At 37.9% G+C, this 6,744-nt stretch carries 9 protein-coding genes and 1 pseudogene; 6 read left to right on the forward strand and 4 right to left on the reverse strand.

From position 1 onward, the window contains the following. Nucleotides 1-22: 22 nt before the first annotated feature. A complete protein-coding gene (locus QZ276_RS10180; protein ID WP_292487666.1) occupies nt 23-289 on the forward strand; it encodes a PRC-barrel domain-containing protein in 267 nt (88 codons plus the stop codon). 38 nt (nt 290-327) lie between these two features. Here QZ276_RS10180 and QZ276_RS10185 read toward each other — a convergent pair whose 3' ends face one another. Together QZ276_RS10185 and radA are read right to left on the reverse strand one after the other, a co-directional pair. Beyond that, the gene (locus QZ276_RS10185) at nt 328-1,014 is read right to left on the reverse strand and encodes a phosphoglycolate phosphatase (RefSeq protein WP_292487668.1); all 687 of its coding nucleotides are present in this window, start codon (nt 1,012-1,014) and stop codon (nt 328-330) included. Nucleotides 1,015-1,047: 33 nt separating this feature from the next. Further along, entirely contained in the window at nt 1,048-2,025 is a 978-nt protein-coding gene (gene radA, locus QZ276_RS10190) for a DNA repair and recombination protein RadA (RefSeq protein ID WP_292487669.1), read from the reverse strand. Between the two features lie 210 nt (nt 2,026-2,235). Here radA and QZ276_RS10195 point away from each other — a divergent pair, with 210 nt between their 5' ends. From QZ276_RS10195 to QZ276_RS10205, 3 genes are read left to right on the forward strand one after another with little or no spacing between them, the layout of a single operon-like run. After that, the gene (locus tag QZ276_RS10195; protein ID WP_292487670.1) at nt 2,236-2,697 is read left to right on the forward strand and encodes a phosphopantetheine adenylyltransferase; all 462 of its coding nucleotides are present in this window, start codon (nt 2,236-2,238) and stop codon (nt 2,695-2,697) included. Between the two features lie 44 nt (nt 2,698-2,741). Continuing rightward, entirely contained in the window at nt 2,742-3,077 is a 336-nt protein-coding gene (locus tag QZ276_RS10200) for a hypothetical protein (RefSeq protein ID WP_292487671.1), read from the forward strand. Between the two features lie 16 nt (nt 3,078-3,093). Beyond that, nucleotides 3,094-3,930 carry a TIM barrel protein gene (locus QZ276_RS10205; RefSeq protein WP_292487672.1) on the forward strand — a complete coding sequence of 279 codons (837 nt, stop codon included), beginning with the start codon at nt 3,094-3,096 and terminating at the stop codon, nt 3,928-3,930. A 17-nt stretch (nt 3,931-3,947) separates the two neighbouring features. On the opposite strand, the gene QZ276_RS10210 is transcribed toward QZ276_RS10205, so the two are convergent. Further along, nucleotides 3,948-4,355, reverse strand: a complete 408-nt coding sequence (locus QZ276_RS10210; RefSeq protein ID WP_292487673.1) for a winged helix-turn-helix transcriptional regulator — start codon at nt 4,353-4,355, stop codon at nt 3,948-3,950. 184 nt (nt 4,356-4,539) lie between these two features. Here QZ276_RS10210 and groES point away from each other — a divergent pair, with 184 nt between their 5' ends. Beyond that, the gene (groES, locus tag QZ276_RS10215; protein ID WP_013195576.1) at nt 4,540-4,812 is read left to right on the forward strand and encodes a co-chaperone GroES; all 273 of its coding nucleotides are present in this window, start codon (nt 4,540-4,542) and stop codon (nt 4,810-4,812) included. Nucleotides 4,813-4,832: 20 nt separating this feature from the next. Further along, nucleotides 4,833-6,443, forward strand: a complete 1,611-nt coding sequence (groL, locus tag QZ276_RS10220) for a chaperonin GroEL (protein ID WP_292487675.1) — start codon at nt 4,833-4,835, stop codon at nt 6,441-6,443. A 48-nt stretch (nt 6,444-6,491) separates the two neighbouring features. Here groL and QZ276_RS10225 read toward each other — a convergent pair. Continuing rightward, nucleotides 6,492-6,744 (reverse strand): annotated as a pseudogene (locus QZ276_RS10225) (ABC transporter ATP-binding protein); the annotation flags it as partial.

Below are 6,744 nucleotides of genomic sequence, written 5' to 3' on the forward strand. Positions count from 1 at the left end.
CAATTAACCGGCAGGGAAAATGATGGCAAAAGTATTTGCAAAAAATTTGTCCAGCAAACAGGTAATGACAACCGATGGAACTGAACTCGGAACACTTTATAATATAACAATGGATCTTGATACCAGTGAACTGGTAGACCTTATGATAAGACCAGATATGAATGTTGACACATCAGATTTCCAAAAGGATGACCAGTACATACTTCTACCCTTTGAATCAGTTCGTGCGATAAAGGACTACATTGTTGTGGACAAAAAGATTGCAAAAGGAATGCAATCGTCTGAATAAATAATTTCGCTGGTTGAGGTTTACAAACAGGTATCATTTCAGTCGCAGGAATAAAGATACTCTATTGCCTCAACCACTCCTTCTCCATAGGATGCATCTGTGATAACATCAGCAATTGATTTTGTTTTCTGGTCACTATTTGCCACAGCAATCCCTAAACCTGCGGATTCTATCATTTCAAAATCGTTTTCTGAATCTCCGATAGCAACAAAATCTTTGGGTTTTAGACCCATAAGTTTTGCAATTTTGGCAAGACCAGTACCCTTGTTCATTGTGTTACTTTTTATGTGGACCGCGTATCCTGTGTCTATCAGGTCTACATTATAATTACCGGATTTTATCACATTTCTGGCGTATTCAAGGTCAAAGTCCCTTATTAAAGCGATTTCAGTTTTCCTGTATTCTGGGTCAAGTTTTGTAAGAGGTATATATTCAGATAAAAAACTGAAAGCTTTTCTGCATTCTTTTATATCTCCCATAATGTAGGGATTAGTATCAAACCCCTCAGAAACCACTCCACCGTTTTCGGCTATTACATAACCGTTCAAACCTATAAGTTTAGAAGCCGCATGTGAAAAACAGAGTATATTTCCGGTTGCCAACACAACCGGTATCTCTGATTCATCGTTTAATCTGTACAGCATTTCTGCAGCTTTCAGGTTAAGCCTTCTGCTTTGATGAGTTATCGTACCATCAATATCTGCTACAAGGGCTTTATATTTCATATACTATTATCTCACCAAATGAATTAAAAAGTATCATGGGTTGGTAAGACCCAGTGGTGTAACCGAAATTATGGATTCGCCATCTGGAAGGTTCGGTGAATCAACCAATCTTACAATTCTTTTGTCACCTTTTGATTTTCTCAGATACATTCTGAATGTTGCAGTATGCCCGATAATGTGTCCTCCAATTGGTTTAGTTGGGTCTCCAAAGAATGCGTCTGGTTTTGACATTACCTGATTGGTGACTATAATCACTGCGTTATACAGGTCAGAAAATCTTTGCAGTGCATGTAGGTGTTTGTTTAGTTTTTGCTGTCTGTCTGCAAGGGTACCACGTCCGATATATTCTGCTCTAAAATGTGCGGTCAGCGAATCAACAATCAGAAGTCTGACGGGTTGTTCCCAGTTTTTGGATTCTTCTGCAAGTTCCATGGCAGAATCCATCAGAAGAATCTGATGATTGGAGTTATAGGCTCTTGCTACATGAATATTTTTAAGGAACTCGTCCGGGTCATATTCAATATTGTGATTTTGTGAAGCTCCTTGAACCATCTGTTTGATTCTTTCAGGTCTGAATGTATTTTCTGTATCTATAAAAATTACAGAGCCATTGAGTCCTCCCTGTTCATTCGGAAGCTGTACATTAACGGCAAGCTGATGTGCAATTTGGGTTTTTCCTGAACCAAATTCTCCGTATAACTCAGTAATTGATTGGGTATCTATACCGCCCTCCATCATCTCATCAAATTCGGAACATCCGGCTGATAGCTTCCCTACCTGTTTTCTTCTCTCCATTACCAGATCGCCGGTTTCGAAACCTCCTATATTGGCAGACCTGCGGGCAGAGTTGATAATTTTGGATGCTGCAGCTTCTCCTATGTCTGCACTGAGTGATAGGTCTGTAGGGGATGCGACTGCAATCGCTTCCACTGAATTATATCCTGATTCTCTTAATTTCTGTGCAGTTGCCGGACCTACATGGTCCAAATCTTCTAATGTAACTTCAGCCATTTTTAAAACTCCTGTAGGTGCACTTGGTTATTATATAAGGGTGCACTATTTCTATAGTAATATTACTATAGTATTCTCCTACTTTATTGATGTGGTGGTATATATAGGTAAAGTAAATATTGTGTAATAATTCCTGTGGATAATCTGATAAATTATTTGTTCGGATTTTTAACGAAAACTTATTTTAGATAAAACACAATTTCGTGATGGATGGCGAAGGTAGCAGTAGGCGGAACATTTCAATACATTCATGATGGGCATAAAAAACTTATTAATAAATCATTTGAACTGGCTAATGACGGTCAGGTTGATATCGGAATAACCTCTGATGAGATGGCTCGAAAGCAGAGGCTCAAGGTGACTGATTACAACACCCGTAAAAAAAACCTTGTGAACTATATTGAAACACTGACTGACAAAAACAGCAGTTACCAGATTTTTAAATTAACTGATCCCTATGGACCGACACTCACAGATGACTATGATTATATTGTTGTATCCTCTAAAACGTATGAATCTGCACTAGAACTCAACAAATTAAGACAAAAAAGAGGCTTAGAACCAATCGAAATTTTAAAAATCGAATGTGTTATGGCAGAGGATTCCTTGCCGATATCATCCACCCGTATCATGCGCGGTGAGATTGATATACATGGGAATTTGAAATATTAATGTGCAAGTAATTTTAATAGCTATTAAAAACTAAAAGGTTCATTATGGCAGGAAGAGAATTTACACAAAAAGATATCGACATTTTCAACAAACTGGCGCCTGAAGCAGGAGGAAGTGTCACATCAGAATGGGGACATACTTATCCTTTTATATTGAGACCGATTTCTCATAAGTTTGTAGATTCATCTGAGGACTTTAAACAACGAATTGATCGCTTAACACCAGAAGAACTTGATTATTTGGTGGAACTTGCTCTTGATAATAAGGAAGATATCAGGTCACTGGAACCGGAAGATATAGAAGTCCTAATGGATATGATATCTGAAAAAATATCTAATGAACGGGCAAAACAACTAAAACAGTATCTTGGAATCGTTTAAACTGGATTTGGTTACAATGCAGAACAATTTGTTGTTCGGGACAGCAGGAACACCTCATGGAGCCAAAAAGAAAGGTAGTGTTAGAGGTGTGGAGTATGTTTCTGAAATCGGACTTGACTGTATGGAGCTTGAATTTGTTCGCGGGGTCCGTATGAAAGAAGATAAGGCACAATCTGTTAATGCAACAGCCAGAAACTCCAGTGTGGCTTTAAGTGTGCATGCACCCTATTATATCAACCTCAATTCTGCTGAACAGAAAAAAATAGATGCCAGTATTGAGCGGATTAACCAGTCAGCAAGTATCGGTTCTTTATGTGGGGCGGAATCTATTGTATTTCATCCTGCCTATTATCATAAAGATACCAGCGATAGAGTATATTCCAGAGTCCACAACCTTTTGAATGATTTATCATCAAAACTGGAGGAAGATGATATCCCTGCAGTACTTCGACCCGAGACAACCGGTAAAGGTACACAATTTGGCAATCTGGATGAAATCTTAAGCCTTAGTAGTGAAATGGAAAAAGTGCAACCTTGTATCGATTTTTCGCACCTTCATGCAAGAACTAACGGTGGCATAAATTCATTCGATGAGTTTAAATCTGTATTGAGCAAAATTGAAGACATACTTGGTAAAGAGGGTTTAAACAATATGCATGCACATGTTTCGGGTATAGAATATAATTCAAAAGGTGAAAGAAACCATGTAAACCTTGAAGAATCGGATTTTAACTATATGCAACTTCTGCAGGCCTTTAATGAATTTGAAGTTGGTGGACTTGTTATATGTGAGAGCCCGAATCTTGAAGATGATGCATTACTGTTGAAAAATAGTTATTTTCCTATGGATTGAAATCTTAAGACAATGTATCATCTGTTTTTAAGACCCATTTTGTTGTCTATTCCTTCTGCCACATATTCCAGTTCTTCAAATATGCGGTCCGTGTCTTTTCTCATTTCTTGGATAGCAGTTTTTAAACTTCCGCCTCTAAGATGCAGTAATTTTTTTTCTCTGTAAACCAGTCCTGAATTAATAAGGTTTCTTATATGGTAATTAACACGTGATACTTTGATGTCAAGATCTTGTGCTACCGCTTCTGATGAAGTAACACCGTCATTGGATAAATTTTTGAGTAAACTTATAATGACTTTTGTAGATGTATTTTCTATATCTCTTCCTGAAGAAAATCCAAGGCTCTCACATATCCATTTTGCATCACTTTCAAGGCTTTTATTTTTTGGTTTATCCAGTTTATTCAGGATAATCCTCTGACTCATCAATCATCTCTATTTTTTAAAAAATATATTTAAGTTTTTCTTTACTTTGTAGACATCATTTCTATATAATTCAAAAAATGACTATTAATTTGGTAAATTTTATATATTTGTATTGCATTATACTGGTTATAGCAATAAAGGGTAATTATATTTATAAAATTATAATAATGGAGGGTGGTTTCAGATGACCATCAAACCAATAGGTGAAAGGGTATTGATTAAGGTTAAAAAAGAGGAAAAAACCTCCGGAGGAGTTTATATTCCGGAGAGTGCTCAGTCGGAAAACAAGGAAGGATATGTAGTCGCAGTAGGAACATATGAAGATGGAAGTGAACTTCCTGTTAATGAGGGTGACAAAATCATCTATGGTGGATATCAGACCGATGAAATAGATATCGACGGAGAAAAGCATATTTTTGTTGATTTAAAGGATATACTTGCTAAAGTAGAAGAATAATTAAAAGGAGGTGGTTTTAAATGACAGCTAAACAGTTATTATTTGATGAAAACGCACGCAACTCATTGTTAACCGGTGTCAATAAAGTATCGGACACAGTAAAAATCACATTGGGTCCAAAAGGTAGATATGTTGTGCTTGATAATTCAGAAAGTCCAACAATTACCAATGATGGAGTAACAATTGCCAAAGAAATCGAACTTAAAGACAAGTTCGAGAACATGGGTGCAAAACTTGTAAAAGAAGTAGCATCCAAAACACAGGATACCACAGGAGACGGTACAACCACTGCAACACTGCTTGCCAACAGTATGCTCAGAGAGGGTATTAAAAACGTAACTGCCGGTGCTAATCCGATGGACTTAAAACGCGGTATTGATAAATCGTCCAAAGAGGTAGTCCAGTACCTTAAAGATAAAAGCAAGGATGTAAGTGAAAGAGAAAAAATCTATCAGGTTGCAACAGTTTCGGCAAACAATGATGAAGAAATCGGCAGTCTGATTTCTGATGCAATGGATAAAGCAGGATATGATGGAGTTATAACTGTAGAAGAATCCAATACACTTGAAAATGAACTCGAGTTTGTGGAAGGTATGCAGTTTGACCGTGGTTACCTGTCGCCCTATATGGTAACGGACCAGGAACATATGGTCTGTGAATTTGATGATCCATATATTCTGATAACTGATGAAAAGATAAACACAGTAAACCAGATTGTTCCAGCACTTGAAAAAGTTGCAAATGAAGGCAGACCACTACTGATTATCGCACAGGAAATTGAAGGGGATGCACAGGCTGCACTGGTTCTTAATATCCTGCGCGGTTCATTGCGAGTATGTGCAGTAAGAGCACCCGGATTCGGAGACGAACAAAAAGAAATGCTTGAGGATATAGCAGTACTTACCGGTGGTACAGTAATAAGTGAAGATAAAGACATGAAGGTTGAAAACTTCACAGAGGATATGCTTGGTAGAGCTCGCAAGAGCACTGTGGATGATAAAAAGACCACAATCATCGAAGGTAAAGGAGAAAAAGCCGATATCGATGATAGGACAGGCATGATAAAATCCCAGATTGATGCTGCAGAATCTGATAGGAAGAAAGAAAAACTCCAGGAGAGACTTGCCAAGTTAAGCGGCGGAATAACAATCGTCAAAGTTGGAGCTGCTACCGAGACAGAACTCAAAGAGAAGAAGATGAGAGCCGATGATGCTCTAAATGCCACCAAAGCTGCAGTAGAAGAAGGTATTGTTACAGGTGGAGGAGTAACACTCTACAACGCTGCCAAACAACTGGATGATCTGAAACTCGAGGGTGACCAGCAGATAGGTGTCTCAATTGTTAAACGTTCACTTGAAGAACCACTGCGCCAGATTGCATTGAATTCAGGAAGAGAAGGTGCAGAAGTAGTAGCCCGTGTCAAATCTGAATCCAATGATCAGTTCGGTTACAATGCCAAATCCGATGAATATGAAGACCTCTTTGAAGCAGGCATTATTGAACCCACAATGGTCATACGAAGCGCACTACAAAATGCATCATCTATTGCAGGTACAGTGTTGACAACCGAAGCACTTGTAACCGAATATGAAGAAGAAAAAGATGAAACACCGGCTCAGGTGATACTCTAAATAAAAGTGCTATACTCTGTATAGCACCCTTTTATTTTCGAAAAATCTTCAATATCTATTGTTTAAAATTCCTACATGCAATTCTATACCACTGTTTTCTGCATAATCATTAATACGTTTAAGAGCATGGTCAACCATTCCTCCATTTGTAAGTATCAAGCAGCGTTTTCCACAAAGAGCAGTCAATATTGACCGGTCTATAACATTGGTGGTGATGGACAGTGGTATCTCCTCGTCTTCTGCAATCGATTTACTTTTTTTGCCCATTGCACCGATGACTTCTATATCCGCGTTTTTTATA

It is taken from the genome of Methanohalobium sp. (assembly GCF_018609725.1).
In the GTDB taxonomy this organism is placed as follows: Archaea; Halobacteriota; Methanosarcinia; order Methanosarcinales; family Methanosarcinaceae; genus Methanohalobium.

Excerpts from the sequence above, each read along its gene's own strand:
- QZ276_RS10185 (WP_292487668.1), bottom strand. The coding sequence starts at position 1,014 with ATGAAATATAAAGCCCTTGTAGCAGATATTGATGGTACGATAACTCAT.
- QZ276_RS10195 (WP_292487670.1), top strand. The coding sequence starts at position 2,236 with ATGGCGAAGGTAGCAGTAGGCGGAACATTTCAATACATTCATGATGGG.
- QZ276_RS10210 (WP_292487673.1), bottom strand. The coding sequence starts at position 4,355 with ATGAGTCAGAGGATTATCCTGAATAAACTGGATAAACCAAAAAATAAA.
- radA (WP_292487669.1), bottom strand. The coding sequence starts at position 2,025 with ATGGCTGAAGTTACATTAGAAGATTTGGACCATGTAGGTCCGGCAACT.
- QZ276_RS10180 (WP_292487666.1), top strand. The coding sequence starts at position 23 with ATGGCAAAAGTATTTGCAAAAAATTTGTCCAGCAAACAGGTAATGACA.
- groES (WP_013195576.1), top strand. The coding sequence starts at position 4,540 with ATGACCATCAAACCAATAGGTGAAAGGGTATTGATTAAGGTTAAAAAA.
- QZ276_RS10205 (WP_292487672.1), top strand. The coding sequence starts at position 3,094 with ATGCAGAACAATTTGTTGTTCGGGACAGCAGGAACACCTCATGGAGCC.
- QZ276_RS10200 (WP_292487671.1), top strand. The coding sequence starts at position 2,742 with ATGGCAGGAAGAGAATTTACACAAAAAGATATCGACATTTTCAACAAA.
- groL (WP_292487675.1), top strand. The coding sequence starts at position 4,833 with ATGACAGCTAAACAGTTATTATTTGATGAAAACGCACGCAACTCATTG.